This is a genomic window from Labedaea rhizosphaerae (genome assembly GCF_004362825.1).
GTDB lineage: Bacteria > Actinomycetota > Actinomycetes > Mycobacteriales > Pseudonocardiaceae > Labedaea > Labedaea rhizosphaerae.
In genome coordinates, this window is the sequence record NZ_SNXZ01000007.1 from 416,837 (window position 1) to 433,010 (window position 16,174).

General features: G+C 72.2%; 15 protein-coding genes. 10 read left to right on the top strand and 5 right to left on the bottom strand.

Annotated features, from left to right (window positions below; all coding sequences use genetic code 11):
• Positions 1–59 precede the first annotated feature (59 nt).
• From EV186_RS32485 to EV186_RS32505, 5 genes are read left to right on the top strand one after another with little or no spacing between them, the layout of a single operon-like run.
• Positions 60–1,079 carry a polyprenyl synthetase family protein gene (locus EV186_RS32485; RefSeq protein ID WP_133853325.1) on the top strand — a complete coding sequence of 340 codons (1,020 nt, stop codon included), beginning with the start codon at positions 60–62 and terminating at the stop codon, positions 1,077–1,079.
• Positions 1,076–2,113, top strand: coding sequence for a UbiA family prenyltransferase (locus tag EV186_RS32490; protein WP_208115891.1), 1,038 nt, complete (start codon positions 1,076–1,078; stop codon positions 2,111–2,113). Before EV186_RS32485 ends, EV186_RS32490 begins: the two co-directional genes overlap by 4 nt.
• On the top strand, positions 2,110–3,813 hold the full coding sequence (locus EV186_RS32495; protein ID WP_133853327.1) for a prenyltransferase/squalene oxidase repeat-containing protein: 1,704 nt from the start codon (positions 2,110–2,112) through the stop codon (positions 3,811–3,813). The genes EV186_RS32490 and EV186_RS32495 overlap by 4 nt, the downstream gene beginning before the upstream one ends.
• Positions 3,810–5,096, top strand: coding sequence for an FAD-dependent oxidoreductase (locus EV186_RS32500; protein WP_133853328.1), 1,287 nt, complete (start codon positions 3,810–3,812; stop codon positions 5,094–5,096). Before EV186_RS32495 ends, EV186_RS32500 begins: the two co-directional genes overlap by 4 nt.
• The gene (locus EV186_RS32505) at positions 5,093–6,094 is read left to right on the top strand and encodes a histidinol-phosphate transaminase (protein ID WP_208115892.1); all 1,002 of its coding nucleotides are present in this window, start codon (positions 5,093–5,095) and stop codon (positions 6,092–6,094) included. Before EV186_RS32500 ends, EV186_RS32505 begins: the two co-directional genes overlap by 4 nt.
• A 4-nt stretch (positions 6,095–6,098) precedes the next feature.
• Here the strand turns inward: EV186_RS32505 and EV186_RS32510 are convergent, their stop codons facing one another.
• The 5 genes from EV186_RS32510 to EV186_RS32530 are packed head-to-tail and all read right to left on the bottom strand — an operon-like array spanning position 6,099 to position 10,463.
• On the bottom strand, positions 6,099–7,229 hold the full coding sequence (locus tag EV186_RS32510) for a glycosyltransferase (RefSeq protein ID WP_133853329.1): 1,131 nt from the start codon (positions 7,227–7,229) through the stop codon (positions 6,099–6,101).
• Between the two features lie 33 nt (positions 7,230–7,262).
• Positions 7,263–8,381, bottom strand: a complete 1,119-nt coding sequence (locus EV186_RS32515; RefSeq protein WP_133853330.1) for a DegT/DnrJ/EryC1/StrS family aminotransferase — start codon at positions 8,379–8,381, stop codon at positions 7,263–7,265.
• A gap of 32 nt (positions 8,382–8,413) precedes the next feature.
• Positions 8,414–9,205, bottom strand: a complete 792-nt coding sequence (locus EV186_RS32520) for a 2-hydroxy-acid oxidase (protein WP_133853331.1) — start codon at positions 9,203–9,205, stop codon at positions 8,414–8,416.
• A gap of 5 nt (positions 9,206–9,210) precedes the next feature.
• The gene (locus EV186_RS32525) at positions 9,211–9,492 is read right to left on the bottom strand and encodes a phosphopantetheine-binding protein (protein ID WP_133853332.1); all 282 of its coding nucleotides are present in this window, start codon (positions 9,490–9,492) and stop codon (positions 9,211–9,213) included.
• Positions 9,493–9,518: 26 nt separating this feature from the next.
• Positions 9,519–10,463 (bottom strand): 3-oxoacyl-[acyl-carrier-protein] synthase III C-terminal domain-containing protein, encoded by a 945-nt coding sequence (locus EV186_RS32530; protein ID WP_243754405.1) that lies wholly within the window; start codon positions 10,461–10,463, stop codon positions 9,519–9,521.
• A 94-nt stretch (positions 10,464–10,557) separates the two neighbouring features.
• On the opposite strand from EV186_RS32530, the gene EV186_RS32535 reads away from it, so the two are divergent.
• The 5 genes from EV186_RS32535 (at position 10,558) to EV186_RS32555 (ending at position 16,172) form a co-directional block, all read left to right on the top strand.
• Positions 10,558–11,673: a glycosyltransferase gene (locus EV186_RS32535; RefSeq protein ID WP_208115893.1), complete on the top strand. Its 1,116-nt coding sequence runs from the start codon at positions 10,558–10,560 to the stop codon at positions 11,671–11,673.
• Positions 11,670–12,581, top strand: a complete 912-nt coding sequence (locus EV186_RS32540; RefSeq protein ID WP_133853334.1) for a thioesterase domain-containing protein — start codon at positions 11,670–11,672, stop codon at positions 12,579–12,581. Before EV186_RS32535 ends, EV186_RS32540 begins: the two co-directional genes overlap by 4 nt.
• A gap of 103 nt (positions 12,582–12,684) precedes the next feature.
• Positions 12,685–13,740, top strand: coding sequence for an ATP-binding cassette domain-containing protein (locus tag EV186_RS32545; protein WP_243754406.1), 1,056 nt, complete (start codon positions 12,685–12,687; stop codon positions 13,738–13,740).
• 12 nt (positions 13,741–13,752) lie between these two features.
• On the top strand, positions 13,753–14,517 hold the full coding sequence (locus EV186_RS32550) for an ABC transporter permease (RefSeq protein ID WP_133853335.1): 765 nt from the start codon (positions 13,753–13,755) through the stop codon (positions 14,515–14,517).
• On the top strand, positions 14,514–16,172 hold the full coding sequence (locus EV186_RS32555) for a class I adenylate-forming enzyme family protein (protein WP_133853336.1): 1,659 nt from the start codon (positions 14,514–14,516) through the stop codon (positions 16,170–16,172). The genes EV186_RS32550 and EV186_RS32555 overlap by 4 nt, the downstream gene beginning before the upstream one ends.
• The last annotated feature ends 2 nt before the right edge of the window (positions 16,173–16,174 follow it).

Here is a 16,174-nt window from a genome sequence, read left to right on the forward strand (position 1 = left end):
GCGCCACGTAACGTCGCTAGGGCCGCCGAATCGGTCACGTGCTTGAAAGGTGGACGCGCATGACCGTTTCCGACTCGCCGAAGTACCGGACGTTGTTGAACGAGTTGGTGCGCGGGGAGTTGGGGCGGCTGGTGCGCGAGGAATTGCTGCGCCGCTGGCCCGAGACGGCCGAGGAACTGTCCGCCAGTTCCCGCTACGCCCTTGTGCCCGCCGGGAAAATGCTCCGGCCGCTGATGGCGTTGCAGGCAGCGCAAGCCGTGGGCGGCAACCCGTCCGAGATCGTGGCGGCCGTGCTGGGCCTGGAGTACCTGCACGCCGCGACCCTCGTGCACGACGACATCATCGACGGCGACCTGACCCGCCGGGGCAGGCCGTCCGTACCCGCCGCCTACGGCATCCCGAACGCCATCGTCACCGGCGACAACCTGATCTTCAGCGCCTTCGAGTCCATTGTGGACGAACCGTGGGTGGCATCGCCCGCGCGGGTGATCGCCGCCGTCGGCGAACTCGCCGAAACGGGCCGGGACCTGTGCCGGGGCCAGGTGCTGGAATCGCAGCTGGTGGCCGATCTCGACGCGGGCGCCGAGTGGTACGCCGAGATGATCCGGTTGAAGACCGGCGCGTTGTTCCGCGCGGCCTGCTACATCGGCGCCATCCTCGGCGGCGCGGGTGCGGCCGCGGGCGCCGGGCTCGCGGCCTACGGCGAGAACGTCGGCATCGCCTTCCAGATCCGCGACGACCTGCTCGCCTATGTGGCAACGCCTGAGCAGACCGGCAAGCCGGGGACCAGCGACCTGCGCAACGGACGCCCGACGTTGCCGCTCATCGTCGCCTACCAGCGCGCCGAGGACGCCGACCGCGACGAGTTGCGGGCCGTGCTCGCCCGGCGCGCCGCACGCGAGAACGACGTCGACTGGGTGCACGGCCTCGTCCTGTCCTGCGACGCGGTCGCGGGTGCCCACGACGTCATGGCCGCGCACGTCGAGCGCGCGATCGGCGAGCTGGCGGTCCTGACGCCGTCCCCGAGCGTCGCCGTCCTCACCGACATCGCGCGCTGGACGACGAGCGAACCGCGGTGAGCGTCCGGGAAACGGTGCGGGCGCACGTCGAGACGTGGCGGCCCTACACGCTTTGGTACGTCGGGCTCGTCGGGCTGGGCGGCGCCGCCGTGGTCAGCGCGGAAGCTGGTGCGCCACCGCACCCGTGGCGGTTGGTGGCGGCGTGGGCGGCACCCACGGCGGCCTGGCTCGGCGGGCACTACCTCGGCGACTACTTCGACCGCGACCTGGACGCGGGCAGCAAGCCGCACCGGCCCATCCCGTCCGGGCGGCTGCGCCCGCGCACCGCCGTGCTGTGCGGCGGGCTCTGCGTCGCCGTGCTGATCGCGCTCGCGGTGACCGGCGGCTGGCGCACGACGCTCGCGGCGGTGCTCGGCGTGCTCGGGATCGTCGTGTACAGCCGCTGGGCCAAGGCCCGCGGCATCGCGGGCAACCTGGTGCGCGGCGCGCTCGGCGCCCTCGCGCTGCTCTACGGCGCGTGCGCGGCGGGCCAGTGGCCCGCATCGGCCACCGCCGCCGTGCTGGTGCTGGCCGCGGTCTTCTGGTTGCACGACACCACGTCCAACCTCGTCGGCACGTTGCGCGACATCGACGGCGACCGCACGGGCGGGTACTTCACCCTCGCCGCGCGGCGCGGTGCGGCGTACGTGGTGTGGACGGTGCTGGGTCTCTACGCCGCCACGATCGGCGCGGCGCTGGCGATCGTGCCGATCGGGGTGGGTGAGCACCGCGGGCCGGTGATCTACCTGATCACCCTCGCCGTCGTCGTGGCGCTGGGCGCGGTGGCGCTGGCACCGCTGGTCACCCATCGCGCCGCCATGTCGGTCGCGATCGGCTTGCGGGCCCACGAGGTGTTGGTGGTCGAACGGCTCGTGCTCGCGTCCGGGGCCGTGGGGCTCGGGCTCGGCGTCGGCTGGCAGCTGGGTCTGCTCGTCCCGCTGGCCGCACTGACCTGGCGGACCCAGCACATCATGCGGCCCAGGCACGAGCTGGGTACCGCCAGAACGGCCGCGGCGCTGGTGTCGCGGCCGGTTCCCGTGGAGGGCGAGTCATGACAACCGTGTCCGGCACCGACATCACCAGCGCCATCGAACGGGGGGCTGAGGCGTTGTTGGCGCGCCGGCGCCCGGACGGGGCGTTCGGCGATGACGCGCCCGCGTCGATCCTCGGCACCGCCGGGGCGATCGCCGCGTTGCACGCCGCCGACCCGGCAGGCAACGCCGACCTGGTCGAGGCGGGCGCCGCGTGGTTGCGGGACAAGCAGTTCCCCGACGGCGGCTGGGGCGGTGTCGTCGGCGCACCCAGCGCGATCGTGCCCACGTCCATCGCCACCGCCGCCCTGGCCATGACCACCCCCGAACGCAGTGCCGAGGCGATCGAGGCCGGGCGCGCCGCGCTCGCCGCGCTCGGCGGCGTGAACACGGTCGCCGACCGGGCCGTTTCCTTGATGTGCCGCCAGTTCCTCGCGATGGCCGGGTTCACCGAGGACGCGGGCAAGCTGCGCCGGCTGCCGCTGGAGATCGTGCTGTTCGACAAGGTGCGCCGCCGGCTGGTCTCGTTCCGCACCACACCGTTCGTCGGTCTCGCGCTCATGCAGGCCGATCTGCTGCCCGCCGGCCCGTTGCGCCGCATGACACTGCGCCGCGCCCGGCCGGCCGCGCTCGCCCTGCTGCGCTCGGTCCACGACCACGAGGGCCGAACCGGGGCGTTCAGCGAGGATCCGTGGCCCGCCGCGCTGGTGCTGCTCGGCCTGGCCCGCTCCGGCGAGGCGCCCGACGTCGCCGAGGCCATCGCCGGCTGGCTGCGCCGCGCCGTGCGGCCCGACGGCTCGTGGGACGCGGTGACCAACCTCGACCTGACCCGCTCCGGCTACGCCGCCACGGGCCTGATCGCGGCGGGGTACGCCGGCGATCCCCGGCTGCGCGCCACCAAGGAGTTCTTCCACGCCAACCAGACCACCGAGCGGTTCGCCGTGCTGGACGTGCCTGCGGGCGGGTGGAGCTTCTCCAACCGGCGCGGCTGGCCGGTCACCCTGGAGTCCGCGGAGATCCTCAGCGCGCTCGCCGGCCTGCCCGGCGCCGAGTCCGACCCGGTGCTGCGCACCGGCCTGGACTGGCTGGCCGCACGGCAGGACTCACGCGGCTCGTGGAGTCTTTGGGTGCGCGACACCAAACTCCCCATCGACGGGCCGTGCCCGGCGATCACCAGCCAGGCCATCACCGCGCTGCACGAGGCGGGCCACCCCACCGAGCACCCCGCGATCACCGCGGCCGCCGAGTGGCTGCTGACGGCCCAGAACCCCGACGGCACCTTCGACAACCTCTGGTACCGCGACCACACGACGGGCACCGCCGTCGTCGTCAGCGCGTTGTCGCTCGCGGGGCACGCCCAGCACGCGGTCGTCCGCAAGGCCGTGGCCTGGCTGCTCGACACGCAACTGCCGGACGGCTCGTGGGGACCGGGCGACGGCACGGAGGGCTCGGTGGAGGAAACCGGCTGGGTGGTCCAGGGTCTGCTCGCCGCGGGCGGCGGCGCAGATGTCGCCGAAGCGGTCGACCGGGGTGTGGCGTGGCTGGTGGCCGCCGCGCGGCCCGAGGGCGGCTGGCCGGCCACGCGGGTCTGCAACTACATCCGCCACCACGTGCTCTACCCCAACGCCGTGATCACCCAGGCGGTGGCGCTGAAGGCGCTCGGCGAGTACCGCGCCGCCACCGAGACGTCCAGCGCGGACGTGCCGGGGACGGCGACCCGATGACCGCCGCCCTTCCCGCGTCCGTGGACGTCGTCGTGTCCGGGGCGGGCGTCGGCGGTCTCGCCGCCGCGCGGGCGCTGGGCGCTTCGGGCCTGCGGGTGCTCCTCGTGGACCGCAGGCGCACCCCGGTGCCCACCGCGAAGGGCGAGATCCTGCAACCCGAGTCGTTGCGCGTGCTCGACCAGTGGGGTGTCCTCGACGCCCTGCGGGACACGGACGCGCGGCCGGTCGACCGGCTGGCCATCCGGGACCGCGCCGGGAAATCGTTGCTGCGCATCGACTACGCGGGTCTGCCCGGCCCGCACCGGCAGGTGCTGTGCGCCGAGTACCGCGACCTGTGCGCGGTGCTCGCCGACGGGATGCCGGACACCGTGCGGATCCTGCGCGGCGTCCGCGTCACCGACGTGCTGCGCGACGACAGCGGCCGGATCGCCGGCGTGCGCGCGGTCGGCGACGGCGCCGGGCCGGGCGGCACGGAGGTCCACGCCCGGCTCGTGGTCGCCGCCGACGGCATGTCCTCGCCACTGCGCAAGGCCGCCGGCATCGCCGCGGACCGCGACGAGTACCCGCACCGGCTGCTCGCCTTCGACGTGACCGACGTCGAGGTCGACGCCGAGTTGTCCGCCTACCGCACCGACCGCGGGCTGTGCCTGGTCTACCCGTTGCCCCGGCGGCGTTGCCGGGTCTACGTCCAGGTGCGGCCCGACGAGTTCCGGGCCGGTGGGACGAGCGCGCTCGACGCGTGGTGCGACACGCTGCTGGCCGACGTGCCCGCGCTCGTGCCGGTGGCCGGGCCGCTGCGGGCGAGCCTGCACCGCCGGCAGCTGTTCGCGGTGTCCCGGCTGCGCGCGCACCAGCTCGCGGCGCCGGGTCTGGCCCTGGTCGGCGAGTCCGCGCACGCCGTGCACCCGATGGCGGCCCAGGGCGTCAACAGCTCGCTCGTCGACGCCGAGGTGCTGGCCACCGCCCTGGCGGACCAGCCGAGCGAGGACGAGGCGCTCGCCGCGTACGAGGCCGCCCGCCGCCCGCGGCTGGACCACATCGCGACCGTCAGCCACAACGCCACCCGCATGATCACGGCGCTCTCCGGCGCGCCGAAGCTCCTCGGCGCGCGCATGATGCGCCGCACCGCGGCCAATCCGCGCCTGCTGCGCAAGACCGCCGGGAACCTGTCGGGGACCGACGTCCAGCCGTTGACGTTCGTCGACCGCCTGTACCAGCTGGGGCTGCTCGTCGACCGCCATGCCGATCGGGTGCCCGCGGGCGCCCAGGGGGTGAACCGATGAGCGCCGCGGACCGGGCCGACGACCTGTCGATGAACGAGACGCCCTACCCGCCGCTGCCGGTGCTGCGCGAGGTCGTGCAGGACGGTGCCGCGCTGCTCAACCGTTACCCGGACCGGCTCTCCGGCGCGCTCACCGCCGGGCTCGCGCGGCACCTGGACGTCGATCCGGGCACGATCATCGTCGGCCCCGGCTCCGCCGGGCTCCTGCAGCTCATGGTGCAGGCGTTCGGGCCGAAGCCGGAGGTCGTGCACGCCGCCCTGTCGTTCGAGGGCTATCCGCTGATCGCCCGCAACGCGGGCGCGACGAGCGTCGCGGTGCCGATGGACGGGCACCGCCACGACCTGTCCGCGATGGCGGACGCCGTGACCGACCGCACCCGGTGCGTGCTGGTCTGCAATCCCAACAACCCCACCGGTTCCGTGCTGCACCGCGACGAACTGACGGCATTCCTCGAGCGGGTCCCGGCGGACGTCCCGGTGGTCATCGACGAGGCGTACCGGCACTTCGTCACCGACCGCGGCGTCCCGGACGCCGTCGACCTGCATCGTTCGCACCCCAACGTGTGCGTGCTGCGGACGTTCTCGAAGGCTTATGGCCTTGCGGCGTTGCGCGTCGGCTACGCGGTCGTGCCGCCCGGCCTCGCGATGGCGATCCGCATGATGGGCATCGTCTTCCTCACCGGCTCGCTGGGCCAGGCGGCCGCGTTGCGTGCGCTGGAGCCGGATGTCACGGCGGAGCTGGAGCGCCGCTGCGCCGCGGTCGTCGAAGCACGTACCAAGCTCGCCGCCGACCTGCGCGGGCTCGGCATCACGGTGGCGCCCAGCGAGACGAACTTCCTGTGGCTGCCGTTGGGGGATAAGGCGGCCGGGTTTGCCGAGGCGGCCGCACGAGCGGGCATCCTGGTCGCGGCGATGCCGGACCGCGGCGTCCGCGTCACCATCGGGTCGGACGAGGCCAACGCGCGGTTCCTGGACTTCGTCCGATCCCTTGACCGGTAAGGGATCAGCGGGCCAGCTCGGGTAGCCGAGCCGCGAGGTCCGCCGGACTCGGCATGGCCGCGATTTCCGCCGCCAGGCGACCCGCGGCCGTGCGCGCGGCCTCGTCGGCGAGCAGGTCCCGGACGCGGCCGGTGATCGCGTCGCGGTCGGCGTCCGCGCCCAGCAACCGGGCGCCCGCCCCGGCCGCGTGCACCGCTTCCGCGTTGGCGAACTGATCGGAGCCTTGGGGCAGCACCAGTTGCGGCACCCCCGCGGCGAACGCGCCGAGCATGGTGCCGCTGCCGCCGTGGTGCACGACGAGGTCGACGTGGCGCCACAACCGGGCCTGCGGCAGCCACGGCGACACCCGCACCGAATCCGGCAGCGCGCCCAGTTCGGCCGGGGACACGGCGGGACCGGTCGCGACGACGACGTCCACCGCCACCGCAGCGGTCGCGAGCACGGCCGTGCGCAGCAGCTCGGCGTCGGCGTAAGCCGTGCCGAGCGTGACGTAGACCAGCGGACGCGCCCGGTCGCGCTCGCGCAGCCAGCCGGGCACCGGACCCGGCTGCGACCACGCCACCGGCCGCAACGGGATCCGCCCGTCCCGCGCAAGGAAGTCCTTGGCCTGCACCGATTCCGGGCAGACGTCCAGGAAGGGCTCACCGGTCAGCACGGTGAGGCCCGGCACCCCGAACCCGGCCGCGCACGCGGTGAACGCCGCCACCATCGCCGCGCCGATCGGGTCGGCCGACACCCGGCCGAATCCGTGGCACAGCACGGGAATCCCGGCGACCCGCCCGGCCAGCCCGGCGCCGAGCGTGCCGGCGTCGCGGACGATCAGATCCGGCCGGAACGACGCCACCAGCGGGGCGAGGTCCGTGGCCCACCGGTGCGGCAGGATCTCGCCGATCATCCGGCCGAGGACCTCATCGCGGCCCAACGACGCGCCGTCGCGGGACAGGACGACGTCGAGGGCGTCGGGCAGTTCCATCCCGGCCGGCGTGGCGTCCAGTCCGGCCGAGCGCAGCACGGGCAGGAACCGGGGCCCGGCGGCGAAGAGCACCTCGTGCCCGGCCCGCCGCGCCGCGATCGCGAGCGGGATCGATGGGTGGACGTGCCCGTGTGCGGCCAGCGCGGCGAACAGGACGCGCATGCCTGGCTCTCTTCCCGTGTGGACGTGGACCGGCTACCAGCCGCCTTTGATCGTCGCGACGATGTGCGCCCGGTCCTGCTCGGTGAGCCACCAGCCGACCGGGATCGACACCATGCGCTCGCTGACGCTGTCCAGACCCGGCAGCACGGCCGCGTACTCGCCTACGGCGGAATAGATGTCGTTGCGCTCGTGCACCTGGCTCACCATGATGCCGGCGTCGTCCATCTTGCGCATGAACGCGCTGCGGTCGTCGACCTTGATCGTGTAGATCCATGAGGACGACACCCGGTCGGGCGAGCGTTCGGTGAGCTCCAGACCGGGCACGCCGGCCAGTTCGGCGTCGTAGAACGCCGCATTCTCCCGGTGTTTGCGCAGGACCTCTTCCACGCCCTCGAGGTTGGCCATGCCGATGCTGGCGTTGATGTCGTTCATGTGGAACTTGAAACCGAACTCGGGGACGTCGTTCTTGAACAGGAACCGCTCGTTGCTGTCGCGGTCGATGCCGTACCACCGCAGCAGCCGCGCGCGCCGGTTCAGCTCCTTGGTCGGCAGGACCAGCAGACCGCCGTCGCCGCACGTGAGGTGCTTGATGGCCTGGAAGCTGAACACCGAGATGTTGCCGTGGTTGCCCAGCGGCTGCCCGTGGTAGGTCGCGCCCCAGGCGTGCGCGCAGTCCTCGATCACCATCGGCCGCACGCCGCACACCTGCTCGGCCCGGTCGAGGAGCTGGCGCAGCCGCTCCAGGTCGACCGGGTACCCCGCCCAGTGCACCACGATGATCGCGCGGGTCCGGGGAGTGATCTTGCGGGCCAGGTCGTCGAGGTCCACGTTGAGCGTCGCCGGGTCGACGTCCACCCACCGCAACCGCAGGCCGTTGGCCAGGATCGGCCAGTTGGTGGCGCTGCACGTCATCGGCGTGGTGAGGACCTCGCCCTCGGTGTCCTTCGCACCGCCGGTCACCAGGTGCAGTGCGAGGTGCAAGCCGGAGGTGGCGCTGTTGACCGTGACGACGTTCGGGTTGCCGATGCGGGCCGCGAGGGCCTGCTCGAACTGGTCCACGACCTGGCCCTGACCGATGTAGCCGCTCGTCAGGACCTTCTCGACCAGTGCGGGCGCGGTGGCCGACATCGCCACTTTGAACAACGGAATCATGGGTGCTCCTCGGTCGTGGGTCCGGTTGCCGGTCAGCGCGCCTGGATCGCGGCCAGGCAGAGGTAGCGCAGGTCGCGGTCGTAGTCGCCGATCACCACGAGGCCCGCGGATTCGGCAAGGGTGTCGGCGAGTTGCCACCACACCCCGGTCATCGGCTGACCGGCGGCGGCGCGGGTGTGCTCGGCAGCGCCTGGCCACGCGTCGGCCAGCGTCTCGCCGAGCACCAGACGCACGTCGTCGTGACCCGCGGACAGTTCGGTGAGGGCTTGAGCGGCCAGCGCGGGAACGTCCGGCGCCGCCACATCCGGGTGCTGGGCCAGGCCCGCGATCCGCGATCCGGCGCTGTCGTCGTTGCCGCACAAGAGGGCGACGCCGCGGTGTTCCTTGGGCAGCACGGCGGGCGAGTCGTAGGGCAGCATCGCTTGCTCCACGGCGAGCAGCAGCGCTCGCCGCGGCCGGTGTTCGCGGATCAGGCGCAGGGCGGTGAACGGCGCGGCGCTGCCCTGATCGCAGAGCGCGAACGACAGCGGCGTGCCGGGGCACAGGTGGCTCAGGAACGTCGCCGTGGCCCGGCCCGGCCACATGTCGTGGATCGAGAACGCCAGCACCAGCAGGTCGACCGGCTCGTCCGCGGGCACGACGGTCGCGATGAGCGCCTTGGCCATCTCGCCGTAGGACTGCCCGGACAACTCGGTGCCGGCGGCGGTGTTGTAGGGCCGGGTCAGGTCGGCGAAGTACTCGGCCACCTCGTTGCGGCGGTCGTCGTCGATGAGGAATCCCGCGGGGGCGGGGAAGTCCCGGCGCCCGGCGCGGATCAGGTTCACCGGTGTTACCAGGGCCGGCTGTGGGTGGCGATGAACGTCGCGAGCTGCCCGACGGTCCGCAACTCGTCCGGGCGCAACGCCTCGACGTCGATCTGGATGCCGGTCCGCTCCTCGACCTCCAGCAGCAGTTCCAGCCCCAGCGACGAGCTGATCCCCAGTTCGTCGGCCATGTCCATGTCCTCGGTGACCGGCTCGTCGCGCTGCACCAGCCGCTTGATGACCTCCGACATCGCCTCGACGACGCGCTGTCGCAGCGCCACGTCGACCTGCGCATCAGGTGCGGTCATGCCAGCCTCCTTGACTGATAACGGTTTCAGTGCCGGAACACCATGGCGGAGTACGTCGCGCCGGCCCCGGCGCCGACGGCCGCGACGAGGTAGTGGTCCCCTTCGCGCAGCAGGCCCTGCTCCAGGGCCGTCCGGTGGTTGGCGAACGCGTCGACGCAGAACAGGTGGCCGTTGACGGGCACGTTGGCCAGCACCACGCGGTCGACGGGGTAGTCGATCAGGTGGCACAACCGTTGCCACGTCACGATGTTCACGTTGTGCGGCAGCACCAGGGCGATGTCGTCGAACCCCAGCCTCGCCTCGGCCACGGCTCGGCGCATCACGGCGGCCAGCGAGGGGCGGTACTCGCGCTGGAACCGGTCAAAGCTCTCGCCGAACTCGGCGTCGAACCCGCCCTGCTGGTCGCAGGCGTAGGCCAGCAGACGGTCACGGGGGCCGTCCGTGCTCACCAGGCACGCCGCCGCGCCTTCGCCGAAGATCGAGGTGCCCGGCAGCAACCGGGCGTCCCGGGTGAACGCCTTCTCCCCGGTGAAGACCAGGGCGAGGGCGTCCGGGTCGCCATCGCCGTCGAGCAGCCGCCCCGCGAGGTCGACGGCCAGCAACCCGCTCGCGCAGCTTTGCTGGGTGACGGTGAACGTCAGGGCGTGCGCCAGCCCGAGTTGCCGGCAGACCTCGTGCAACGGGTTGCGCGGATAGGGGACCACGACCGGCATGGCGCGGCCGTGGATGACGTACCGGACGCGGTCTTCCTGGCCGCGCAGGCCGTCGATCCCCGCCGCGGCCGCGTGGAGCAGGTCGGCGAGCGAGCGGTCGGGATCGAACCGGATCTCGTCGAGCCCGTGGAACCGCCGGAAGAGCCGGACCTGGATGTCGGTCAGCCCGAGCGGTTCCGCGAGGTTCTCGAGGGGGACGCGAAATGCCGGTGTGTACACCGACACCGCGTCGAGGGCGGTCACATTCGCAGATCTCACCAGATGGTTTCTACGTCAGTCAACGTATGCCATCATTTTTCCGGTGTCCCGATTCCTGTTGGTTGTCCTGCCATTGCAGGGTCATCTGTTTCCCATGCTCGCCGTCGGACAGGAACTGGTCCACAGTGGACATGATGTGATCTGGTGCGGACCGGAGAAAGTGTTGCGCCCGCTGGTCGGCCCCGACGCGGTGGTGCACCCGACCGGCGTACGCGCGTACCGCCGTTACGACGAAACCGGTATGGCCGGATTGCGCGCGCTCTGGGACGGTTATCTGCTCCCGTTCACGCGTTTCACCCTTTCGGCGGTCGACGCGGCGGTCGCCGAACACCGACCGGACGTCGTGGTCACCGAGCAGTACGCGTTCGCGGGCGGCGTGGTGGCGCACCGGCGGGGCGTGCCGTGGGTGTCGTTGTGCACCGGCACGCTGGAGCTGACGCCACCGGCCGAACTGGCCGGGTTCGACGAGTTCGTGGCCGACCGGGTGGCCCAGGTGCGCGAGATGGCCGGCCTTCCCGCCGGTGCGCCCGTCGACCCGCGGTTCTCCCCGTACCTCGTCCTCGCCCTCACCAGCCCGGCGCTGCTGACCGGGGCCGACCTGCCATCGCGGTGCGTGCTCACCGGCGCGGTGCTGGGCTCGCGGCCGAACGCCCCGGACTTCCCTTGGCACGCTTGGGATTCCAGCCGCCGGCATGTCTTGGTGACGGTGGGTACCCTTGTCGGTCACATGATCGGGGACTTCTACGACCGGGCCGCCACGGTGCTCTCCGCCCTGTCCGACGACGTGCAGGCGGTGTTCGTGACCTCGGGTGTGGCCGCGGATTCCTTTCCCGCGGACGCGATCGTGGCCGAGCTGGTGCCGATGCTGGACCTGCTGCCGCGCCTGGACGCGCTGGTGTGCCACGCGGGCGGTGCGGCCACCGAGGCGCTCGCGCACGGCGTCCCGATGGTCCTCGCCCCCGTTCGGGCCGAACAAGTGGCCCTGGCCCACCAGATCGCCGCGTCGGGCGCCGGGATCGAGGTCCCGATCCTGGATGCGACGGTCGCCGAACTCGACACGGCGGTCCGCGCTGTGCTGGACGAGCCGCGGTACCGGCAGCGGGCTCGCCACATCGCGGGCGAGTTCGCCGACGCCGGGGGAGCGAGTGCGGCCGCCACGCACATCGCCGCGTTGGCGGCTGGTGCCGACCGGGTCGGGTCGAGAGGATGAGCGGGGTGGACGGGACCGCGGCCCTGAACGCCGCCAAACCGAAAGCGCTGCCGAAAGCCGCGGAGTTCGCGTGGGCACGGCAGCGGCGCGCCGATTTCCGTGCGGCCGGAGGAGTTCTCGACCTGGTGCTGCCGTTGCGCGCGGGCGGCGAGGGCCCCGCGCTGTTCTGCGCGCCGCCGCTGGTGGGGGCGAGCTGGTGCTACTTGTCGCTGCTGCCCCACATCGGGCCTGAGCACGCCGTGTACGGCCTGCAGTCGCGGGGCCTTCGCCGTCCCGAACCGCTGACGGTGGACATGGCCGAACTGGCCCGCGACTTCGCCGACCGCATCCGCGAGACCCGGCCGTGTGGCCCCTACCCGCTGTTCGGCTGGTCGGTGGGCGCGAACATGGCCCACGCCATCGCCGAAGAGCTCGAACGGCGCGGTGAGGACGTCGGCCTGCTTGTCATCGGCGACGCGACCCCGCAGCTGCCCGGGAAGATCAGCATCGCCGACGACAACGTGTGGCTGTTGTGCGACTTCGTGCTGCGCGAGTTCGGCTACCAGCCGGTGATCGAACCGGACGACCCGGATCCGGTGGGGCACATGCTGGAGCTGATCCGCGCCCGGCCGGGTGGCGGGCTGCATGAGTGGCCGGACCGGCGGGTGGTCGGCCTGCCGCGGATCATCCGCAACAACCTCGCCGTGGCGCAGCGGCACGAGCCGGGCCGGGTCCGCTGTCCCGTGCTGTTCCTGTCCGCGACCCGGACCGAGGAGACCACCGCCGAGAAGGTGGCGGCCTGGGCCGGTCACCTCGACGGGCCGGTCGACGTCGTCGAGGTCGACACCGAGCACGAGCACATGCTGCTGCCACAACCGATCGCGCGGATCGGGGCGGCGATCGCGGCGCGGCTGCGCGCGTTGGGGTGATCGGGCGCGCCGGTGGTGTCCCGTCTTGTTTTTCGCATGGTGAGCGGAAAAACGTCCGAATGCATGATTGTCATGGGGCGAATGGCCAACCTAGCCTTCGCTGGTGACTTCGCGCCCCCTGCTGCCGGTGCACGACGCCGTCGTGGCCGGTGGGGTCGTCGCTCCCGCGCGCCGGGATCTCGTGATCGAGGCCGTGGGGCTGCGCAAGACCTACCGCGGCCGCGGTAGGAAGGCCAAGCCGGTGGCGGCGGTGCGCGGGGTGGATTTCGCCGTGCGTGCCGGGGAGATCTTCGGTTTCCTCGGCCCCAACGGCGCGGGTAAGTCCACGACACTGCACATGCTCGCCACGCTGATCCGGCCCGACGGCGGCAGCGCCGTCATCGGCGGCGCCGACCTGGTGCGTTCACCCGCTCGGGTGCGTGAAGTCATTGGCTTGGTAGCGCAGCGCAGTGGCACCTACGACGACGCGACCGGGCGGCAGGAATTGGCCGTGCAGGCGCAGATGCACGGCATGGGCAAGGCGCAGGCCCGGGGCGTGGCCGACGCGACGGTGGCGTCGTTCGGTCTCGCCGAGTTCGCCGACCGCCGCATCAAGACCTACTCCGGCGGCCAGCGCCGCCGGCTCGACTTCGCCATCGGCGTCATCCACCGGCCGTCGGTGATGTTCCTCGACGAGCCGACTGCAGGTCTGGACCCGCCGAGCCGCGCGGAGATGTGGCAGGAGGTCCGGCGGCTGCGCGACAACGGCATGACGATCTTCCTGACCACGCACTACCTCGACGAAGCGGACGCCTTGTGCGACCGCATTTCCATCATCGACAAGGGTTTGATCGTCGCCGAGGGCACGCCGTCGCAGCTGAAGCGGGACATCGCCGGTGACGTGGTGACCGTCCACCTGTCCGGTCCCGGCTCGGCGGGCGGCGCGGACGAGTCCTTGCTCGCCGCCACCATCGCCGTGCTGACCGGACTGGATTTCGTGCACGGCGTGGAAGGCGTGGACACCGCGGTGCGCCTGTACGTCGACAGTGCCGCGACCGCCATCCCCCTGACCATCAGCGCGCTCGTGCGCGCCGGGATCGAGCCCGTATCGATCGAGTTCCGCCGTCCCAGTCTCGACGACGTCTTCCTGGCCAAGACCGGCCGAACCCTGCGCGACTGAGGAGCGGACGTCGTGAAACTGTTGCGCGACACCTGGCTGATCTTCCGCTACGAGGCGGTCGTGATGGCCCGCAACCCCGGTCTCATCGCGCTCACCCTCGCCCAGCCGATCACCTATCTGGTGCTTTTCGCGCCATTCCTCAAGATCGCGATGGCCGGCCGGGGCGTGGCCACCTACGGCGACGCCTACGCGATCTACGTGCCCGGCTTGTTCGTGTCGATGGGCTTGTTCGGTGGGCTCTTCGCGGGCTACGGCCTGTTGAACGCGGTGCGCCAAGGGGTCGTCGACCGCTGCCGCGTCACGCCGGTCAGCCGCACCGGGCTGTTGCTGGGCCGTGCGCTGATGCACGTGGCGCTGCTGGAGTTCCAGGCGACGATGATCACCATCGCCGCGCTGCCGTTCGGGTTGCGGGTCGGGCTCGGCGAACTGCTGGTGGCCTACGCCCTGCTGTCGTTGGTGATCCTGCTGAGCATCTCGATCTCCTACGGCATCGCCCTGGTGGTGCGCAACGAGAACAGCCTCGGCATCCTGATCAACACGGTCGGCCAGCCGGTGTCGTTGCTCGCGGGCGTGCTGATCCCGCTCAGCCTTGCGCCGCTGTGGGTGCAGAACGTGGCGCTGTGGAACCCGTTCGCGTGGGCCACCGAGGGCTTGCGCGCGCTGCTGACCGGGCACTTCGCGACCAGCGCCGTCTGGCAAGGCTGGCTGGTCATGGTCGTTGCCTGCGCGCTCGCCGTCTGGTGGTCGATCCGCCAGTTCAACCGGGAGGTCTCATGAAGCAGGGCAACCTGCGTGCCGCGCTGGCGCAGGACCCGCGGGTGGGGGCGGGCAACGTGCCGCTCATGCTCGCCGAGCACGGCGCCGACCTCGACGCGCCGCGCATGGGCTTCGACTCCGCGGTGGACGGGATCGCGGCGTACACCCTGCTGTCGTTGCGGCAGCTCACCGAGCGGGTCGCGGCGCGCGCGGAGTGGTTCGCGCGCAAGGGGATCGGCCGCCGCGACCCGGTCGCGCTGCCGGTCACGTCGGCCGCCGACGTGTTCCTCAACTTCTTCGCGTTGAACCGGCTGGGCGCGATTCCGGCGCTGATGAACGGGAACATGCCCCTGGACGTCGCCGCGGCGTACATCCGGCGGCTCGCGTGCGCCGGTGTCGTGGTCGACGCCGACCACGACGCGCTGCGCGAGCACGACCTCGGCGCGCCCGTGCTCGGCGACGCGGCCGAGACCGGCACCGGCGACCCGGATCAGGCACCGCCTCACTACCGCCACCACGGCGACGACCCGGTCGCGATCACGCATTCCTCTGGCACGACGCGCGTGCCCGCGGCGGTCGTGCACTCCCACGACAGCCTGTTCGCCGCGGTGCGCGCGGTGCGGCTCACCGAGGCCCGGCCCTACGGCAAGGTCCGGGAGCTGTCCGTGCTCCCCGCCGCGCACGCCGCCGGGATCATCGTCGTGAACCAGGCGCTGTGCAACGGCTACGAGATCCTGTGCCTGTCCGCGCAGGGCGGGCCGTTCGAGCGCAGCGGCGAGGTGATCCTCGACGCCATCGAGCGCTGGCGGCCGACCGGCGTGTTCGGTTTCGCGGTGACGTGGGCCGAACTCGCCCGCCACGACCTCACCACCCGCGATCTGAGTTCGGTGCGCAACTGGTCGAGCACCGGGGACTGCGCCCACGAGGCCCACGTGCGGCGGCTCGTCGCGGTCGGCAGCCACCTGACGTGGACCCGGGAGGGCGCGGTCGAGGTCGCCGGGTCGAAGTTCATCGACATGCTCGGCTCCACCGAGATGGGGCACAGCGCGTTCCGGATCACCCACCGGCTCGGCAGCGACCGCTACGACCGGTGCGTGGGCACGCCGTACCCGTTCGCGGAGGTGGCGCTGCTCGATCTCACGACCGGCGAAGAGGTCCCGGACGGCCAGGTCGGCCACTGCGCGCTCAAGTCGCCGACGCTCGCGCCCGGCTACTGGAACGACTCGGCCGCCACCTACCGCAGCCGGTTCAACGGCTACTACCTCACCGGCGACCTGATGTACCGGGACGCGGAGGGCTACTACTACCACGTCGACCGGGCAAGCGACGCGATCGACCTCGGCGACGGGAACTGGCTCTACACCGCGCTCTGCGAGGAACGTCTGCTCGCCCGCATCCCCGATGTCCGCGACTGCACGGTGCTGGCGACCCGGCAGGACGACGGCTCGGTCGTGACCGACGTGCTCCTGGTGCTGCGTGATGGCGCGGACACCGGTCCCGGCGCCACCACCGAGCGGGAGGCGGCCGTGCGCGCCACGCTCGGCGAGGCGGCGGCGCGGACGGTGCGGCGCATCGAGACCGTCCGCGACGACGACATGACGGTGGGCCCGACCGGGAAGGTGCGCAAGTTCGTTATGCGCCAACGGATCCTCGCGCAAGCGCAGCACGGGAGGTAGCG

Excerpts from the sequence above, each read along its gene's own strand:
- EV186_RS32485 (WP_133853325.1), top strand. The coding sequence starts at position 60 with ATGACCGTTTCCGACTCGCCGAAGTACCGGACGTTGTTGAACGAGTTG.
- EV186_RS32495 (WP_133853327.1), top strand. The coding sequence starts at position 2,110 with ATGACAACCGTGTCCGGCACCGACATCACCAGCGCCATCGAACGGGGG.
- EV186_RS32500 (WP_133853328.1), top strand. The coding sequence starts at position 3,810 with ATGACCGCCGCCCTTCCCGCGTCCGTGGACGTCGTCGTGTCCGGGGCG.
- EV186_RS32505 (WP_208115892.1), top strand. The coding sequence starts at position 5,093 with ATGAGCGCCGCGGACCGGGCCGACGACCTGTCGATGAACGAGACGCCC.
- EV186_RS32510 (WP_133853329.1), bottom strand. The coding sequence starts at position 7,229 with ATGCGCGTCCTGTTCGCCGCGCTGGCCGCACACGGGCACGTCCACCCA.
- EV186_RS32515 (WP_133853330.1), bottom strand. The coding sequence starts at position 8,381 with ATGATTCCGTTGTTCAAAGTGGCGATGTCGGCCACCGCGCCCGCACTG.
- EV186_RS32525 (WP_133853332.1), bottom strand. The coding sequence starts at position 9,492 with ATGACCGCACCTGATGCGCAGGTCGACGTGGCGCTGCGACAGCGCGTC.
- EV186_RS32535 (WP_208115893.1), top strand. The coding sequence starts at position 10,558 with ATGCTCGCCGTCGGACAGGAACTGGTCCACAGTGGACATGATGTGATC.
- EV186_RS32540 (WP_133853334.1), top strand. The coding sequence starts at position 11,670 with ATGAGCGGGGTGGACGGGACCGCGGCCCTGAACGCCGCCAAACCGAAA.
- EV186_RS32555 (WP_133853336.1), top strand. The coding sequence starts at position 14,514 with ATGAAGCAGGGCAACCTGCGTGCCGCGCTGGCGCAGGACCCGCGGGTG.